Raw genomic sequence first — 18,243 nt, 5'->3', positions numbered from 1 at the left:
TCTATAAATAATAGACTCTTTTTTTTATGATAGTATTTTACAAATTTAATCTGTAATATATTCATCTGCAATTGATAAAGCTTCAGAAATAATAGCAAGTCCTTCATCTATTTGAGATTCATTAATCATTAAAGGCGGGGCAATGAAAATATATCCCCAACGAACAAAAGTGTATAAGCCTAATTCTCTTAATTTTGCACCTACTTTATTCATGACTTCCATTTCTGCAGCATTAGCATTGAAAGGCGCCATAAGTTGGTATGGTTTTTTGCTTTTAACGACATCAAGACAGCCTAATAATCCTTTATTTCTAAAATCTCCTATAGATGGATGTTTGGCTCGCATTTCATTTATTCGTTTTTCCATGTAAGCACCCATTTTATTCGTATTTGCAATCAAATTATCACTTTCGTAAATATTGATTACTGCTAATGCTGCAGCCAGAGCTACTGGATGAGAGTTATACGTTAATCCTAACCATAAAGGCGAATCATCAAATTTCGAAGCAATTTTGTCCGATACCATCAAGCAACCTAAGGGCAAATAAGAAGAAGTTAGTCCTTTGGCCATACATATCATATCTGGAATGATATCGCTATGCTCAAATCCAAACCATTTTCCAGTTCTTCCAAAACCACTCATTACTTCGTCAGCAATAAATAGAATTTCATATTTTTCACACAAGGCTTTGATTCCTTTTAAATATCCTTTTGGATAGTGTAAACATCCAGACGATCCACTTTCGCCTTCAAAAATAAATGCAGCAATTGTGTGCCCGCCTTCATAACGAATAATTCTTTCGACAGAGTCAAGACTCCATTTTAATCTTGTTTCATCATCTTGATCACTTAATCCATAAAAATCATAAGGATCATCTAAATGAAAAATATTAGTAGATTGTTGTGCGTCAGTATATTGTTTTCGCGGATCACCACCTACAGTCATACTGGCAGATGAATTTCCGTGAAAACCTCTATATCGTCCAAATATTTTGTGCTTTCCAGTATATAAACGAGCAAGTTTTATAGCATTCTCAATTGAGGAGGCACCACAAAGTGTAAAAAAAGCCTTATTTAAATCACCAGGGCAAATCTCAGATAATTTTTTAGCTAATTTAGCTCTAATCTCAGTGGTACATGAAGGAGTTACGTAACTTACCTTTTGCATTTGTTCAACAACGGCATCGGTAATGCGTGAATCCCCATGACCTATATTTACAGACATTAATCCACTGGAGAAATCGATGATTTTTTTACCACCAACTTCATATAAATAAACACCTTCTCCTTTTTCTATGGGAATAGGGTTTACATTTTTTTGGGCAACCCATGTAAATAAACTATACTGCTTACTATCACTTATTATTTGTTCTTTACTCAACATTCTTTTTTTATATTTTAGTTATTTGACAGTTAAATCATAACTGTAGAGCATTTCTTCTCGTATAAATCCCATTTTATGATATAAACCTTGGGCTACAACATTGTTTTTGGCAGTTCTTAATCGAATTGTGTTTGAACCGAGTTCTTTAGCGAATTTTATAGTTTCTTTGATTAATTGCTCGCCGATACCGTTTTTACGAACGCCAGAGTCAACAAATAAATCATTTAAGATCACTATTTTATTTAGTGCCAAAGATGAAAAAGTGACATATATTAATGCAAATCCAATCGCTTTTTCATTGTTATCATCATCAAAAGCTAAAAAAACAACAGCTTCATTATTTTCTAATCTTTCTTTTAAATACGCTTTATGTTTCTCAAAATTGGAAGGATTTTTATAGAATACAACATATTGGTCAAATAAATTGGTTACTTGATCCAAGTCCTGTAAAGTAGCTTTTCGTATCATAACAGTGTGTTTTAAAAGGTTAGGTCTTTAAAAATACAAATTATTATTGAATTTATATCTCTCTATCCTTAATAAATAGGCTCATTTAAAGTGTTAGCTCATCCAGTTAATTCCCGCTTCTGGGTTCCATTTAGTGGTTGTTTTCTTTTCTTTGGTAAAAAAGCCAATAGAACTTTTGCCAGTTATATCTCCAGAACCAAAACGGGATTCATTCCATCCTCCAAAACCAAAAGGCTCTCTAGGAACTGGTACACCTATATTTACGCCACACATTCCTGCCGAAGCATTTTCAGTAACATAATTAGCTAAACCGCCACTTTGTGTAAACACAGAACAGGCATTTCCATATGGATTAGCATTTTCAATTGCTAAAGCTTCGTCAATTGTATTCACTCGGATAATTGCTAATACAGGACCAAAAACTTCTTCTTTTGCAATTTTCATATCTGCTGTAGCATAATCTATAATAGTTGGACCTACGTAAAAACCATTTTCTTTTCCTGGAACAATTGTGTTTCGACCATCTAAAATGATTTTTGCGCCTTGTTGTTCCGCTTCGGTGATATAGCCTTCAATTCTGTCTTTAGCAGCTTTTGAAATTACAGCGCCTAATGTGGTTCCACATTTTATTTTTAAGGCATCTCCAATTAATTTATCAAGAATAGTTTCGCAATTACCAACAGCGATTAAAGTAGCTGCCGCCATACATCTTTGTCCCGCACAACCACTCATTGATGCTACAATATTAGATGAAGCCATTTCGGGATGTGCATCTGGCAATAGAATAATATGATTTTTTGCTCCACCAAGTGCTAGTACTTGTTTTAAATTTTGACTAGCTCTTTGATAAACAATTTTGGCTACTTTAGTAGAACCTACAAATGTCACGGCATTGATAGCTGGATGATCGCAAATGTTTTCAACCGTGGTTTGAGTACCGTTTATAATATTAAAAAGTCCGTCGGGTAGTCCGGCTTCTTTTAATAGTTTAGCGGTATATTGACTACTAATTGGCACTGCTTCGGATGGTTTTAAGATAAAAGCGTTTCCTAATGCGATTGCATTCACAATAGTCCAATGTGGTACCATTGTAGGAAAATTAAAAGGCACAATAGAAGCAACGATTCCAACAGGGACTTTGCTTGAAGCACAAAAAACCCCTTTGCTAACTTCCATATTTTCACCATTCACAAATTGAGGTAGGGAACAAGCAAATTCTGTTAACTCAATTGCTTTGTCGATTTCAGCTTTAGCCTCAGCATGTATTTTTCCGTTTTCTCGGTAAATAATTTCTGTTAGTTCCTCACTATTTTGTTCTAATAATTGTTTGTATTTATAAAAAACCTGTGCTCTTTCTTTTAAAGTAACTTTTTGCCAGTCTTTTTGGGCTTTTTGCGCATAAACAATAATTTCATCTAAATCTTCCATAGTAGATTCTTGAAATGTTGTTAATTTACTTCCGTCCAAAGGCGAAATAACAGTGTGGGTTTTACTAGAGCTGCCAGATTTAAACGCTCCGTTTATGTAGTTTTTTACTTCGTTAAATAACATATTTTTTGTTTATATAGTTTTTCAAATATACAAATTTTTATAAAAAAACAATAATATTTTTTGCTTGTACATAAAATATCGTTAGATTTACAAAATAATCATACTTATGTTAACTTATTTGCAAGTGTAAAATAAATAGGAATCTATTGTATGAGTTTAAATACTGACCAATTTAAATTTAAATTATTAACCAAAACCAAAATCAATGAAATCAATCTCAACTATTATTGGAGTCGCCTTATTATTTCTGGCAGGACTATGTTATTTTATTAATTGGCATGCTTTAGTTCCTGCATTTACGGTATTAGGAGTTGCTATTATTACCAGAAAAGCTTTAGAACCATTAATTATAGGTTGTGCTATTGGTTTTATATTATTAGCAAATCAAGGAGGCTCTGAAGAATATTTTCCAGAAGGTAAAGGAATGATTTTTCCATTGAATATGTTTGATGGAATGTTTACGTCAATTGCTAGGGATGCTCACGACCAAGGATTAATATGGGTAATTTTAGTTTGTATATTATATGGTGCTTTTGTTCAGTTACTTAATGTATCTGGGGGAATTCAAGCAGTAGGAAGGTATTCTGAAGCTCATGTAAAAAGCAAGAAACAATCACTTATCATGACTTATTTTCTTAGTTTTTTCTTCTTTTTAGATGATTATTTAAGTGCTTTGTCTGTAGGAAATACAATGAGACCAATAACAGATAAGTTTGGAGTTTCTAGAGAAAAACTAGCTTTAGTGTTAAGTTTTGTATGTGTGCCGTTAACTATAATTTTTCCTATTTCAACTTGGACAATATTTTATGGTTCCCAATTAACAGCAATTGAAGGAGGCGTTTTAAATGGAGCAGGAAAAGTGATTACAAGTCCAATCGAAGCTTTTTTAGGAACAATTCCTTATAATTTTTCGGCTTGGATTTCATTAATATTAGGAGCGTTAGTTGTGTTTCATTTGATTCCTGATTCAAAGGGAATTAAAGCTGCAGAAGCGGAAGTAAAACCATACGAGCCAGAGGTTGCGAAAGTGAAAAAGAACCCTGCAAAACAAGGGAAGTTAGTTTATTTTATACTTCCATTATTGGTTTTGATTTGGTGCACAATTTTTCCTTATCCTTTTGATATGGATTACTGGGGGAGTTTAGAGCCTTCTACTGAAGTGATTTTTGGTAGTATAGATGCTTTGCGTGGTATTGTTACTGCGGTTGTTTTTACTTATATGTATTTCTTATTGTTTAAAGTAATAAAATTCAATAAAATTTCTAAGCATTTTGTATTAGGGTTAGAAACAATAACATTTGTTTTAACAGTTTTAGGTTTTACTTATTTGCTAAAAGATGTTCAAAATGCATTAGGTTTTAATGAATTTGTTGCTTCACATTTACAAGGAATAAGTTGGTTAAACGGAGCTACATTACCATTTGTGGTTTTTGCTTTGGTTTCTTGGATTTGTTGGGCTACTGGATCGAACTGGGGAATTTACGCTATCCTAGTGCCTACAACAGCTATTATGTCACATACATTGGGCGCTGATTTTTGGCTTTCTCAAGGAGCATTAGCTTCAGGTACAGTTTGGGGAGCGGCAGCTTGTTTCTTTTCGGATAACAGAGTTTTGACAGCACAATCTTGTAAGGTGGATATGATGAAACACGGAATTTCACAATTTCCGTATCAATTAGTAATTTTTGGGGTGTCTTCCGTATTATATCTTGTGGCTGGGTTTGTATTATAATTAGTTACAAATGATCGACAAAAAGATTTTAAACGATAGATTTTTGATTCGAACCGCTAAACCAGAGGATGCTATTCAAATGGAGTATGTTCAATCGAAATGTTACCCTACATTACACGAATCAGAAATACTAGTTAGAGATCATTTTGTTAATCACATGAAAGTATTTCCAGAAGGTCAGATTGTAGTAGAATTAGATGGTGAAATTGTCGCTTCGGCAAGTACTTTTAGATGTTATTTTCCAGAGCATGATAGTACTTTTTTAGAAGAAACAGACAATTTATGGATTACTAATGTTCAGCAACCTAATGGCGATTGGATGTACGGAATAGATATGGGTGTATTACCAGAATATAGAGGGTTAGGTCTTTCTAAAGAAATGTATAAAGCGCGTCATGAAGTCTGTAAAAGATTAGGAATTAAAGGGCAGATTATTGCTGGGATGACTATTGGTTATGGGAAAGTAAAAGACCAAATGACTATAGAAGAATATTGTCAGAGGTTAGAAAATAAGGAATTTACAGACCCTACTATTACCTCTCAAAGAAATGCTGGATTTAGATGGATAAGACCTTTGTATAACTATATTAATGATCCTGATGCGGGGTATGCAAGTATTTTAATGTACAATCCTGTTGATGAGAATTATACTTTATAGTATCAATTTTAAAATAAATAAATAGAATAAATCAGAATTAAATTAAAAAAAAATGGGAACTCAAATTAAAAAAGTATCAGAAATTCCTGGACCAAAAAGCAAAGAAATGTTAGCAAGAAGAGCCGCAGCTTTACCTGCTGGTTTAGGGAAATCTACCGAAGTGGTAGTCGAAAAGGCTGAAGGTGCACTGGTATGGGATGTTGATGGAAATCAACTGATTGATTTTGCAGGTGGTATTGGAATGGTTAATTTGGGGCATAGGCCAAAAGTTGTTGTTGATGCTGTTAAGGCACAATTGGACAAACACATTCACCCCGGAGCTTTAGTAACTACATTTGAACTTTATCTTGAATTTGCAGAGTTGTTGAATAAAATTACTCCAGGGGATTTTCCTAAAAAGACTTTATTGGCAAATTCAGGTTCTGAAGCGGTAGAAAATGCAGTTGCGATTGCAAGATATTATACAAAAAGACCAGCCGTTATCTGTTTTGAAGGTGCTTACCACGGAAGGACGATGCTTACATTGAGTTTAACTAGTAAATATGGTTTGTTCAAAAGAGGATTTGGTAGTTATGCTCAAGATATTTACCGTTTTCATTCTCCAAATGTTTACAGACGACCAAATAGTATGACTGAAGAGGAGTATATTGATTTTTGTATTGAGCGTTTTGATCAAAACTTAATTTCTCATGTTGATCCATCTGCTGTTGCGGCAATTATTATTGAGCCAGTTCAAGGTGAAGGTGGTTTTATTCCTGTACCAAAACGTTTTCTAGAAAAAATACGTCAAGTATGTGATGATCACGGAATCGTTTTTATTGCTGATGAGGTTCAGGCTGGAGCAGGAAGAACGGGTAAGTTCTTGTCTATTGAGCATTCAGGTGTTGTTCCTGATGTGGTAACAATGGCAAAATCTATCGGTTCAGGATTACCAATATCCGCCATTACAGGTAAAGCTGAGATTATGGATGCGCCGCATTTAGGAGGAATTGGAGGAACGTACAGCGGAAGCCCAATTGCAGTTGCAGGAGCTTTGGCTACAGTTAAAGAAATTATCAAACCAGAATTCTTAAATCGCGCAACTCATGTTGGTAAAATAATTACGGACAGAATTAATGCCATGAAAGACAAATTCTCCATAATAGGTGAAGTTCGTGGACTAGGAGCAATGCTTGTTGTTGAATTTGTAAAAGATAGGCATACAAAAGAGCCAGATATGGATTTTGCTATGGCAGTAATCAAAAAATCAGTGGCGAATGGAGTGATATTAATTAGAGCAGGATTGTATACAAACTGTATTCGTTTCTTGCCTCCAATTGTGATTACAGACGAGCAATTGCATGAAGGTTTAGATGTAATTGAAAATGCAATTCAAGAGGTTTTAAATGAAAGAGGATAATTCAAATGGCTCTCAAATTAATACATAATGCTATTATTTTTACTATGGAATCAGCTTCGCCCAAAGCTGATTCTATGGTAATTAATCATTTAGGGATAATTGAAGCTATTGGAACGGAAGAAGAAATGAGAAATCAATTTCATTCTTTTTCTGAAGAAATAAATTTTAAAGGTAAAACAATTGTTCCGGGATTAAATGATGCTCATATCCATGTATGGAAAATAGGCCATTTACGAACGTATATGTTAGATGTTCGTGGAGTCAAATCTATTGTTGAATTCAAAAAACTATTGAAAGATTTTACGGATAAAAACCCATCTTCCTATTGGATTATGGCTCGTGGAATTAATGAAATGGTTCTTGAAGAAAAACGATTACCAACAAAAGAAGATCTTGATGAGGTTGTTTCGGACAGACCTGTTTTTGTAATTAGAACCTGCGCGCATATTGGAATTGCCAATTCAAAAGCGATTGAGCTATCTCATGTCGACGAAGCTACTGAAGTTCCTTTTGGTGGAGAAATTCGGAAAAATGAAGATGGAAGTTTACAAGGTATTTTTACCGAAAGAGCTTTGGGATTGATAATGAATACTATTCCGCCATTTACTTTTGAAGAATACAAAAACATGATTCTTGAAGCGCACAATTATTTGTTGAGTTTAGGAATTACAAGCGCAACTGATCCTGCTGCAAACGAAGAATTACTTGCCGCTTACATACAATTAGATAAAGAAGGATTGCTTCGGGTGAGAATGAATGTTTTTCCGTTAAGAATTCCTGATGGAAGTGATGAAATCCAACCTTTACCAGAACAATATGAATCTGATTTCTTGCAAATAAAAACAGTGAAATTTTTCTCTGATGGAGGGTTAAGTTCTGCAACTGCAGCTTTAAATGTTCCTTATAAAAACACAGATGGATATAAAGGTGTTTTGAGATTGGATTATGAGAAGTTTTATCAAACAGCCAAAGAAGCTGTTGAAAAAGGATTCTCTGTTGCCACGCATGCCATTGGTCATCAAGCGGTGGATTTAACATTGAAAGTCTACAGGGATTTGTTCAAAATGGATCCAACTCTAAAACACAGAATTGAACATGTTGGATTTTTGTCCAATGAAAATATAAAGGATTTTAAGCAAATGAATATGACTGCAGCAATGCAACCTATTTTCATTTATGAATTGGCAAATAATTTTAAAAGCACTTTGCCAGAGGCATTATTAGATGTAGTTTATCCTTGTAAAACAGTTTTAGATAACGGTATAAATTTAGCCTTATCAACTGATGGGCCTGTTGTTAAAGAGATAAATCCTTGGGTTAATATCGAAACAGCAATTACGCGTAAAGCAGCAGATGGATTTGTTATTGGCGAAAGCCAAAAAATTACTTTGCAGCAAGCATTATATGCTTATACAGTGGGAAGTGCTGTTGCGGACAATTTAAAGGACAAAAAAGGAAGTTTGTCAAAAGGGAAATATGCAGATTTTATTGTTTTGGATGAAAATCCACATGAATTATTAGATGTTTCAACTATTCAAACAAATGAATCTTGGGTAGAAGGAAAATTATATTACAAAAAAGAGATATAAATATAACAAATAAAACAACTAAATCGGTATTTTTTTGTAAAATAATTAATTACATTTGATTCGTTATAAAATTAAAAAATAAATTTAAGATGAGCGCATTAGATGATGAATTAGATTACCAAATATTGAAACTGCTTCAAAAAGATGGCAGAATGTCGTTTACTGAAATATCAAAAGAAATAAATGTAGCGGTGAGTACTATTAGACACCGTTTCATCAATTTAGTAGAAGATGGTACTTTAAAAATAATTGGCAGGGTAGATCCTAACAAAATTGGTTTTAATGCCTATGCAAGTGTGCTGATATCGGTTAAGCCAAAATCGCATATGAATACCATTTTTGAAGAACTAACTAAGTTGCCTGAAATTAGTTTTTTAGCTTCTGTTTCTGGAGATTATGATATTGAAGCGAATGTTATGTGTAGAGATATGGAACATCTGAATGAATTATTAGGAGAAAAAATTCACGTCATGGAAGGTGTTTTTGATACAAAAACAAATATGTATATGAAGATATTCAAATTTGCACAACCTGATTTAGAATTAGCAAAATTATCAAGCAAACAAAATGAATAATACAGATAAATTATACGAAAGAAGAAAGAAAAGTGTGCCAAACGCTTTAGGAATTTTTAATCCATCCAGTATTCAATCTGCTAAAGGCGCTATAATAATTGACGCAGATGGAAGAGAATTAATTGATTTTGCTGGAGGAATAGGCGTTAATAATGCAGGTCATGGTGTGCCTGAAATAATTGATGCAATTAAAAAACAGGCTGAAAAGTTTATACATGCCTCTTTCAATGTATCGGTTTATGAGCAATATTTAGACTTAACAGAAAAGTTATGTGAAATATTACCACACGGCGATTCAACAAAAGCAATGTTGACTTTGTCTGGTGCTGAATCTGTTGAAAATGCCATAAAAATAGCGCGTGCTGTAACTGGAAAATCAGGAATTATATGTTATGATGGTTCCTTTCATGGTCGTACGATGATGGCGATGACTTTAACTTCAAATGTAAAATATAAAGAAGGTGCAGGGCCTTACGCTCCTGAAGTCTATCGTTTGGAATTTCCGTATTACAAACCAAGTATGAGTGCTAGGATGACTGAAGAGGAATTTGATGATCTGATGATTATGAAATTACATAAAACTTTTTCGTCAACAGTTTCTGTTTCGCAAACTGCAGCTATCATTTTAGAATTAGTTCAAGGAGAAGGTGGTTTTACCGTTGCTTCCAAAAAATACGTACAATACTTGCGTAAATTCTGTACTGAAAATAATATTTTCTTGATTTTTGATGAGGTGCAATCTGGCTTCGGACGTACTGGAAAATGGGCTGCTTATGAACATTATGGAGTAACTCCAGATTTGTCAACTTGGGCAAAATCTATGGGAGGCGGAATGCCAATAGGTGCAGTCATTGGAAAACAAGAAATTATGGATGCTGTTAAACCAGGACTTATTGGAGGAACTTATTTAGGAAATCCCTTGAGTTGTGTAGCTTCGTTAGCAAGTATAAATTACATGCAAAAAAACAACATTAATGCTGCAGGAGAAAAAGTGGGTAAAATAGTGCGTGAAAAATTCAATCAATTGCAAGCTTTGTATCCAAATAATATTACTGATGTACGTGGGTTAGGAGCTATGTTAGCAATAGAATTTTTCAACCCAAAAACAAAACTGCCTGATGGAGATGCAACAAAAGCAATTGTAAACAAGTGCTTGGAGAAAGGTTTGATAGTGATCACTTCTGGAACGTATGGAAATTGTATACGAATTTTAAGCCCTTTATTTATTGAAGAGGAACTATTGCAAAAAGGCTTGACTATTTTAGAGGAAACCATAAAAGAAATACTGTAATGAGAAAGCAATATATAAATGGGGTTTGGTGTGATGCAATTGGTGGTGGAACTTGGGATGTGCAGAGTCCATCTTCGGAAGAAATAATTGACTCAGTTCCTTTTGGGGATGTAGCAGATTGTAAAGCTGCTATTGTTGCAGCGGATGCATCTTTTAAAGAATGGAAAAATACAACTCCTTATTTTAGAGCTGAAATATTAAAAAAAGTTGCCAATTATATTCGAGCAAATGCCGAATCTTTTGCAAAAGAAACTTCTTTAGAAACGGGGAAGCCAATGTTAGAATCTAGAGGAGAATGGCAGGTTTCTGCTAATCTTTTTGAATGGTATGCTGAGGAAGGAAAACGCAATTATGGTAGAGTAGTTCCTACGAATAGAGCTGATAAACGCTCTATGGTAATTTATCAATCGCTTGGTGTTGTGGGAGTAATTACGGCTTGGAATTTTCCAGCATATAATCCAGCTCGAGCTGTAGCAGCTGCATTAGCAGCGGGTTGTAGTGTGGTTATGCGAGGTTCAGAGTTTACGCCATTGTCTAGTTTTAATATGGCCAAAGCCTTAGACGAAGCTGGAATTCCTAAAGGTGTTTTTAACTTAATTAATACAGAGCCTGTTTCAACAGGAACTGAAATGATTGAAAATCCATTATTAAAAAAAATAAGCTTTACAGGAAGTACTCGTGTGGGCAAAATATTAATGGATGGTGCTTCAAAAACATCGACTAAATTATCACTTGAGTTAGGTGGAAATGCCCCCGTAATTATTGAAAAGGATGTTGATGTTGAAGCAATTGCGAAGCAAGCTTTGGTTGCTAAACTTAGAAATTGTGGGCAGGTTTGTGTTGCGCCACAACGTTTTTATGTACACGAATCTATATTCAACCAATTTATTTCGATTGTTAAAGAAGATATTTCAAAACTGAAAACAGGTATAAATGGTGGTGATATTGATTTTATTGGACCATTAATTAATAAAACCCAACAAAAACATTCTTTGGCTATGCTTGAAAAAGCAAAAAATGAAGGTGCTACAATTCATATTGGTGGTGAAGCTTCTGAGAAAGGATTTTTTGTTCATCCTGCTTTAATTGAGGCAAAACAGAATCAGACTTTTATTAAAACAGAAATTTTTGGGCCTTTGATGGTTGTTATTCCTTTTGAAACCAAAGAACAGGCTTTGGAATGGGCAAATGATACGGAATATGGATTGGCTTCATATGTATTTACAAATCATATTAAGACGGCTAATTTTTATGCTGAAAATTTAGAATTTGGTATGGTAGGCATCAACGAATGGGCTGCCCATGGAACTGAGTTGCCATTTTCGGGATGGAAAAGTAGCGGTATCGGTCATGAATCAGGAGCTGAAGGACTAAAAGAATACATGGAATTGAAACTCATTAGTTACGGTAATATGTCGTAATAAGTCTTAGGTTATTTTAATTGTCTTTCCAGTTTTAAATCTTCAAAATTTTAATCAAAACATATGAAAAAAGAAATTTTAGGTAAGTATATTTTACAGACACCTTTACCAGAGCATGCTAAGCAACAAGCGGAATTGCAAGAGATTGTTTTTCCTACATTGTCAGCAGAAGAGTTGATTACTGAAGAAAAATACAAAAGACATTTGGAGATTTTTCCTGAAGGGCAGTTTATTGTATTAGATGGCGATAGGGTAATAGCCTCTTGCACCACTTTGCGTCAAAATTATCATAAAGGGCATCATACTTTTTTAGAAATTTCGGATGATTTGTGGTTGGGAACGCATGATCCAAAAGCAGAATGGATATACGGTTTAGATGTGTCAGTTCATCCAGATTATCAAGGAAAAGGTATTGGAAGAGAGATTTATAATGCAAGACAAGAAGTAGCAAAAACATTAGGCTGTAAAGGACAAATGACTGCAGGAATGCCTATTGGTTATGATAAAGTTAAAGATCAAATGACTATTGCAGAATATTGCGATAAGTTGATAAAAGGAGAAATAGTAGACCCTACAGTTACGGCTCAAACTAAATGTGGGTTCATTTTAGTAGAACCATTATTTGATTATTTAGATGATCCACGTAGTGGGAATTGTTCTGTATTGATGTATTGGCCATTAGATCCCAACACTAAATTAAGTGAGAATCATTAACTGGATTCTTTAATTAACGCTTTTAGAATTATTAATACTGAAAAGTTGTAATTATTACAAATAAATAAAATGATATTCAAATCTATAAATCCATTTTCGCAAGCAGTTATTGCAGAGCACGAAGTGTTGACAGAGGCCCAATTAGCTCAAAAATTACAATTAGCGGAAAGTGCTTTCAAGAACTGGCGTACCACTACTTTTCAAGAAAGAGCAGATAAAATGCAAAAGCTAGCGAATATTTTGCGTGCAAATAAAAATGAATTAGGATTGTTAATTACCAATGAAATGGGTAAAATTTTACCTGAAGGAATTGGAGAAGTCGAAAAATCAGCAGGAAACTGTGATTTCTATGCAGAAAATGCAGAGAAAATGTTGAAAGATCAACAGTATGATACGCCTTTTAAGAGTATGTCTGTTTACGATCCGATGGGAGCTGTTTTTGCAATTATGCCTTGGAATTATCCTTTTTGGCAAGTCTTGCGTTATGCAGCGCCAGCAATTATGGCGGGGAATGTTACGCTCTTGAAGCATGCTCCTAATGTTATTGGTTGTGCGAAAGCTATCGAAAATGCTTTTCTAGAAGCAGGTTTTCCAGAAGGTGTTTTTCAACAAATAATTATTGATATTCCACAGGTAGAAAGTGTTATCGCTTCGGATATTGTTCATGGAATTACTTTGACAGGAAGCGAAATGGCAGGTTCGTCAGTTGCGGCATTAGCAGGAAAACATATTAAAAAATCAGTTTTGGAACTTGGCGGTTCTGATGCTTTTATTGTTTTAAATGATGCTGATCTAGAGAAAGCAGCAACTGTTGCTACGCAATCTAGGATGCTAAATGCTGGTCAAGCCTGTATTTGTGCCAAGCGATTTATTGTTACTGAAAAAGTAGCAGATGAGTTTGCGGCACTTTTTAGCCAAAAAGTAAGTGCGCTTAATCAAGGGAATCCATTGCTTGAAGGGATTAATATGGGACCATTAGCGCGATTAGATTTGGCTGAAAAATTGAGTAGTCAACTAGAAAAATCATTGCAACAAGGCGCCAAGTTAGTAGTAGGAGGGGAGCGTGAACAATGTAATTTTCAACCTACATTGATTGATTTTGTAGATGCTAATAATATTACTTTTCAAGAAGAGACTTTCGGACCGCTTGCAACTATTGTCAGAGCAAAAGATGAAAATGATGCTATTGCTATAGCAAATAATCATAGATATGGTCTAGCGTCTGCTATTTGGACTGAGGATAGAGATAAAGCTTATCAATTAGCAAGAAGAATTGATGCAGGTAATGTTTTTGTAAACTCATTAGTGCGTTCTGATTCAAGAATACCTTTTGGTGGAATAAAAAAATCAGGTTATGGAAGAGAATTGTCTGAGATTGGAATAAAAGAATTTATGAATATGAAATCTGTTATTATAGAATAACATTTGTTTTGCAAAACAAATAAATTTTTGTTTCAACCCTGTTTTTTTAGGGGGTATTTTTTAAAATGAACTGAAAAATAGTTTAAAAATTAATTTAAAAACTTGTTTTCGTTGTTTTTGTTCTAAAATAAAGGGGTGTTTTTAAAAAATGAGATTATTGATATTGTAAAATAATTAACAATAAATAAGGAATACACATTATTTTTAATTGATTTTTTATAATTAATAATTCGAACGCAAAACGGTCAAAAAAACAAGTATTAAGTTTTTAACTAAAATAAAAGTTAATAAATTCGCATCAGGAAACAGGTAATTTCCTTGATAAATCGAACTAATAATCAAGATCATTTAACGATTTAAAAAGAATACTAACCAAAACCAATTAATAATTAAAACCAGATTAAACATGAAAAAAGTAGTAATTATTTTAGCTCTAATGCTAACAAGTACATTGACATTTGCACAAGATGCACCAGCTCCTGCACCAGCGGCAGAAGAACCATCAAGTAATTTAGCAATCGGAGTGGATGTTGTATATCCTTATTTGTGGAGAGGTATTAGACTTAATGCTAATAAAGTAGCTTTTCAACCTTATGCTTCATATGCATTAACAGATAAACTTACTGCAGGAGTTTGGGGGACAACTAATTTATCAAGCGAAGCAAATGCGTATAATGAATTTGATTGGTATTTATCTTATCAAGCATCTTCTGTTGTGAAAATATCGTTAAGTGATTATTATTACAACAACACAAAGAAATCAGAATTAACAAGAACTAACTATTGGGATTACGGAAAAACAGGATCTCAAGCAATTGATTTGTCTATTGCTTTGAATTTTGCTGATAAAGGAGTGCCATTAGATTTTCAATGGAATACTTTGATTGCAGGTAATGATTATAATGCTAGTGGAGACAGAAACTTTTCAAGCTACACTGAACTTGGATATACTCAATCTATAGAAAGTGCTGGTGTTGATTTAAGATTTTTTGCGGGAGCAATTTTGTCTAAACCAAGTGCATATTATTTAGTTGATGGATTTAAATTTACAAATGTAGGTTTGAATGTTTCTAAAGCAATTAAATTCTCAGAGAGCTTTAGCTTGCCAGTTTTTGTAAGATATACTTATAATGACAATGGTAATTACAATAAAGATGGAGAGTTGAAGAAAAGCTTTGTGTCTGGAGGGATGACCTTTACAATAAAATAATTTAAAGAATTTTTTTTTACTGCCAAGATACTTTCATTAGTGTTTTGGCAGTTTTTTTATGCTTATTGTTTTTTATAAATAGTATAAATCGTGTTTATTGTTTTCTCGTCAAGGGCATCATTAACTTCTGTTTGTATATAATGCAATTTGAATGCCGTAATTGCGGCCGAAAGGTCTTTAGTGTTATATCCTATAATCTGCAATCCTTGTTCTATATTAAAATCAGCAGGAGCAGTTTCTAAAATATCTGGCCAAATCCCATATCCTTTTTCTGCTAAAACTTTCCAAGGGAATAAGGCACTCGGATCTTTTTTTCTGCTAGGCGCAATATCAGCATGTCCAATAATGTTTTGAGTAGGGATATTGTAGTCTTTCTTTAATTTAGCCAATAGTGCCAATAAGCTATTGATCTGAGCTTCTGAAAAAGGTTCTGTTCCGTTGTTATCTAATTCAATACCTATTGAAGCAGAATTTATGTCAGTATTTTTACCCCATTTTGCATTTCCTCCATGCCAAGCACGCAAATAATCATTTAGCATTTGTACCACACGGCCATCATCTGCAATTACATAATGAGCACTTACTTGCGGTTTTACTAATGTAAAGGTCTTTAGAGTTTGTTGTAAAGAATCTTGTGCGGTATGATGAATAATAATGAAATTAGGCTTTCTTAAATTGAAATTTACGGTACCAATCCATTCCGTATGAATCCCATTTTGCAAGGGTAAGGATTCCTTTTTAGATATTTTTTTTGTCAGGGTTTTCAATTGCTTCTTATAGGACTTATCGCTTAGTCTGTAAGTATTTGAAGCACATGAAATTATAAAAGAAGCAGAAATCAGGTAATAAAAAGGCTTTTTCATACTTTAAGAATATTATTCTTCAGATTCCTTTTCTTTTTTAGCCTCTTTTTTAGATTTTTTATCTGATTTAGACTTCTTTGGGTTCTTAAATTCGTCTTTCATCAAAAGGTATTTTTCTTTTTGATCGCTATTCAATAAAACCATTACTTTAGAATCAGTAATTTCTGAAAGTGCTTTGATGTCGTTTATTTTAGCTTCTTGACTCGTTTCTTGTTTCATTATAATTCCTTGGCTTCTAATGCTTTCGGTTAGAATGTTTGAAATAGCAATTACTTGTAATTCATCTAGATCAATTCTAGATTTGAGATTATCCATTATTTTACCAACCGTTACTTCAACAGGAATTTCTTTTGGTTTATCTCTTTCTTGCGACATTCCCCCATTCATTTGGCCCATTCTGCTTCCTCCGCCATAACCACTTCCGTATCCACGATTGTAACCACCACCATATCCACTATTACTATATTGAGCAAAAGCACTATTGAATGATGTGAATAAGAAAACAAGAACAACTAATTTCTGAATGGGTTTCATGGCAAATATTTTAAAATCAAATATATAAAAATATAGAGTAAATTAAACAGGTTCTCCGTATAAATCAAATTCGGTTGCTTCAATGATTTTCACCATCACAAACTCACCAGTTTTAACATAATGCTTGGTTGCGTCAATTAAAACTTCATTATCAACATCAGGGCTGTCAAATTCTGTTCTTCCTACAAAATGACCACCTTCTTTTCTGTCAATGATACATTTGAAAGTTTGCCCTACTTTTTCTTGATTTAAGTCCCAAGAAATTTGAGATTGTAACTCCATAATCTCATTGGCACGATCTTGTTTTACATCATCTGGAACATCATCTTCTAACAAATAAGCATGTGTGTTTTCTTCATGAGAATAAGCAAAACAACCCATTCTGTCAAATTTCATTTCTTGAACAAAATCTTTAAGAATCTCAAAATCTTCTTGTGTTTCTCCAGGGTAACCAACAATTAAAGTGGTACGAATTGCCATTCCAGGAACAGCAGCTCTAAAATCTTTTAATAATTGAGTGGTTTTTTCCTGTGTTGTTCCGCGTCGCATAGATTTCAAAATAGAATCAGAAATGTGCTGCAACGGAATATCAATATAGTTACAAATCTTAGGCTCGCGCTTCATGATTTCTAATACATCCATTGGGAATCCAGTTGGGAAGGCATAATGCAAACGAATCCATTCAATTCCTTCTACTTTTACTAAAGCCTCAAGGAGTTCTCCAAGATTGCGTTTTTTATAAATATCAAGACCGTAATACGTTAAATCTTGAGCAATCAAAATCAATTCTTTAACACCATTTTTAGCAAGACCTTCCGCTTCTTTAACTAGTTTTTCAATAGTTTGCGAAACGTGTTTTCCTCTCATTATCGGAATAGCACAAAAACTACAAGGTCTATCACAACCTTCTGCAATTTTTAAATAAGCATAATTTTTAGGAGTTGTAGTTAAACGTTCTCCTAGCAATTCGTGTTTATAATCAGCACCTAAAGCTTTCAATAATTGTGGAAGTTCAGTAGTTCCAAAAAACTGATCCACATTAGGAATTTCTTTTTCTAAATCAGGTCTGTAACGCTCAGATAAACATCCAGTTACAAAAACTTTGTCGACTAAACCTCTTTCTTTTTTATCAGCATATTCCAAAATCATGTTTACAGATTCGGCCTTTGCATTATCAATAAACCCACAGGTATTAATTACTATGATATTCCCTTCTTCAGCTTCTGGTGCTTCGTGAGCAACATCTTTTCCGCTTGCACGCAACTGACCCATAAGGACTTCGCTATCATATACATTTTTTGAACACCCAAGAGTGATTACATTGATTTTGTTCTTTTTTAAAGACTTGGTTCTCATAGATTTATAAATTGGAGTGCAAAATTACAATTTTTTATTCAAACTGAACTTGTTTCGTTCTCTTTTCCATGTTTTAA

The 18,243-nt window shown here is 33.7% G+C and carries 16 protein-coding genes; 10 read left to right on the top strand and 6 right to left on the bottom strand.

Annotated elements, in window-relative coordinates; genetic code table 11:
* Positions 1-45 precede the first annotated feature (45 nt).
* The 3 genes from C8C88_RS01395 to mmsA form a co-directional block, all read right to left on the bottom strand.
* Positions 46-1,383, bottom strand: coding sequence for an aminotransferase class III-fold pyridoxal phosphate-dependent enzyme (locus C8C88_RS01395; protein ID WP_121336426.1), 1,338 nt, complete (start codon positions 1,381-1,383; stop codon positions 46-48).
* A gap of 18 nt (positions 1,384-1,401) precedes the next feature.
* On the bottom strand, positions 1,402-1,851 hold the full coding sequence (locus C8C88_RS01390; RefSeq protein ID WP_121336425.1) for a GNAT family N-acetyltransferase: 450 nt from the start codon (positions 1,849-1,851) through the stop codon (positions 1,402-1,404).
* A 93-nt stretch (positions 1,852-1,944) separates the two neighbouring features.
* The gene (mmsA, locus tag C8C88_RS01385) at positions 1,945-3,402 is read right to left on the bottom strand and encodes a CoA-acylating methylmalonate-semialdehyde dehydrogenase (protein ID WP_121336424.1); all 1,458 of its coding nucleotides are present in this window, start codon (positions 3,400-3,402) and stop codon (positions 1,945-1,947) included.
* A gap of 205 nt (positions 3,403-3,607) precedes the next feature.
* Here mmsA and C8C88_RS01380 point away from each other — a divergent pair, with 205 nt between their 5' ends.
* From C8C88_RS01380 to C8C88_RS01335, 10 genes are all read left to right on the top strand, one after another.
* Positions 3,608-5,134, top strand: coding sequence for a Na+/H+ antiporter NhaC family protein (locus tag C8C88_RS01380; protein ID WP_121336423.1), 1,527 nt, complete (start codon positions 3,608-3,610; stop codon positions 5,132-5,134).
* 10 nt (positions 5,135-5,144) lie between these two features.
* Positions 5,145-5,792, top strand: a complete 648-nt coding sequence (locus C8C88_RS01375; protein ID WP_121336422.1) for a GNAT family N-acetyltransferase — start codon at positions 5,145-5,147, stop codon at positions 5,790-5,792.
* A 52-nt stretch (positions 5,793-5,844) separates the two neighbouring features.
* Entirely contained in the window at positions 5,845-7,191 is a 1,347-nt protein-coding gene (gabT, locus tag C8C88_RS01370) for a 4-aminobutyrate--2-oxoglutarate transaminase (protein WP_121336421.1), read from the top strand.
* Between the two features lie 5 nt (positions 7,192-7,196).
* On the top strand, positions 7,197-8,780 hold the full coding sequence (locus tag C8C88_RS01365) for an amidohydrolase (RefSeq protein ID WP_121336420.1): 1,584 nt from the start codon (positions 7,197-7,199) through the stop codon (positions 8,778-8,780).
* An 89-nt stretch (positions 8,781-8,869) separates the two neighbouring features.
* Positions 8,870-9,355, top strand: a complete 486-nt coding sequence (locus C8C88_RS01360; protein WP_121336419.1) for an Lrp/AsnC family transcriptional regulator — start codon at positions 8,870-8,872, stop codon at positions 9,353-9,355.
* Positions 9,348-10,646, top strand: a complete 1,299-nt coding sequence (locus C8C88_RS01355; RefSeq protein ID WP_121336418.1) for an aspartate aminotransferase family protein — start codon at positions 9,348-9,350, stop codon at positions 10,644-10,646. The genes C8C88_RS01360 and C8C88_RS01355 overlap by 8 nt, the downstream gene beginning before the upstream one ends.
* Entirely contained in the window at positions 10,646-12,067 is a 1,422-nt protein-coding gene (locus C8C88_RS01350) for an aldehyde dehydrogenase family protein (RefSeq protein ID WP_121336417.1), read from the top strand. The genes C8C88_RS01355 and C8C88_RS01350 overlap by 1 nt, the downstream gene beginning before the upstream one ends.
* Positions 12,068-12,130: 63 nt before the next feature.
* Positions 12,131-12,781, top strand: coding sequence for a GNAT family N-acetyltransferase (locus C8C88_RS01345; protein ID WP_121336416.1), 651 nt, complete (start codon positions 12,131-12,133; stop codon positions 12,779-12,781).
* Positions 12,782-12,850: 69 nt separating this feature from the next.
* Positions 12,851-14,203, top strand: coding sequence for an NAD-dependent succinate-semialdehyde dehydrogenase (locus C8C88_RS01340; RefSeq protein ID WP_121336415.1), 1,353 nt, complete (start codon positions 12,851-12,853; stop codon positions 14,201-14,203).
* 406 nt (positions 14,204-14,609) lie between these two features.
* Positions 14,610-15,413, top strand: a complete 804-nt coding sequence (locus tag C8C88_RS01335; RefSeq protein ID WP_121336414.1) for a TorF family putative porin — start codon at positions 14,610-14,612, stop codon at positions 15,411-15,413.
* Positions 15,414-15,475: 62 nt separating this feature from the next.
* Here C8C88_RS01335 and C8C88_RS01330 read toward each other — a convergent pair whose 3' ends face one another.
* Genes C8C88_RS01330 through rimO form a run of 3 tightly spaced genes read right to left on the bottom strand, consistent with a single transcriptional unit; the run spans position 15,476 to position 18,166 of the window.
* Entirely contained in the window at positions 15,476-16,276 is an 801-nt protein-coding gene (locus C8C88_RS01330; RefSeq protein WP_121336413.1) for an N-acetylmuramoyl-L-alanine amidase, read from the bottom strand.
* 12 nt (positions 16,277-16,288) lie between these two features.
* Positions 16,289-16,810, bottom strand: a complete 522-nt coding sequence (locus C8C88_RS01325) for a hypothetical protein (protein ID WP_121336412.1) — start codon at positions 16,808-16,810, stop codon at positions 16,289-16,291.
* Between the two features lie 42 nt (positions 16,811-16,852).
* Positions 16,853-18,166, bottom strand: a complete 1,314-nt coding sequence (rimO, locus tag C8C88_RS01320; RefSeq protein ID WP_121336411.1) for a 30S ribosomal protein S12 methylthiotransferase RimO — start codon at positions 18,164-18,166, stop codon at positions 16,853-16,855.
* Positions 18,167-18,243: the final 77 nt, after the last annotated feature.

The organism is Flavobacterium sp. 123 (assembly GCF_003634825.1).
Classification (GTDB): Bacteria; Bacteroidota; Bacteroidia; order Flavobacteriales; family Flavobacteriaceae; genus Flavobacterium.
Note: the sequence above shows the minus strand (reverse complement) of the source record. Positions and strands in the feature narration are given on the sequence as shown.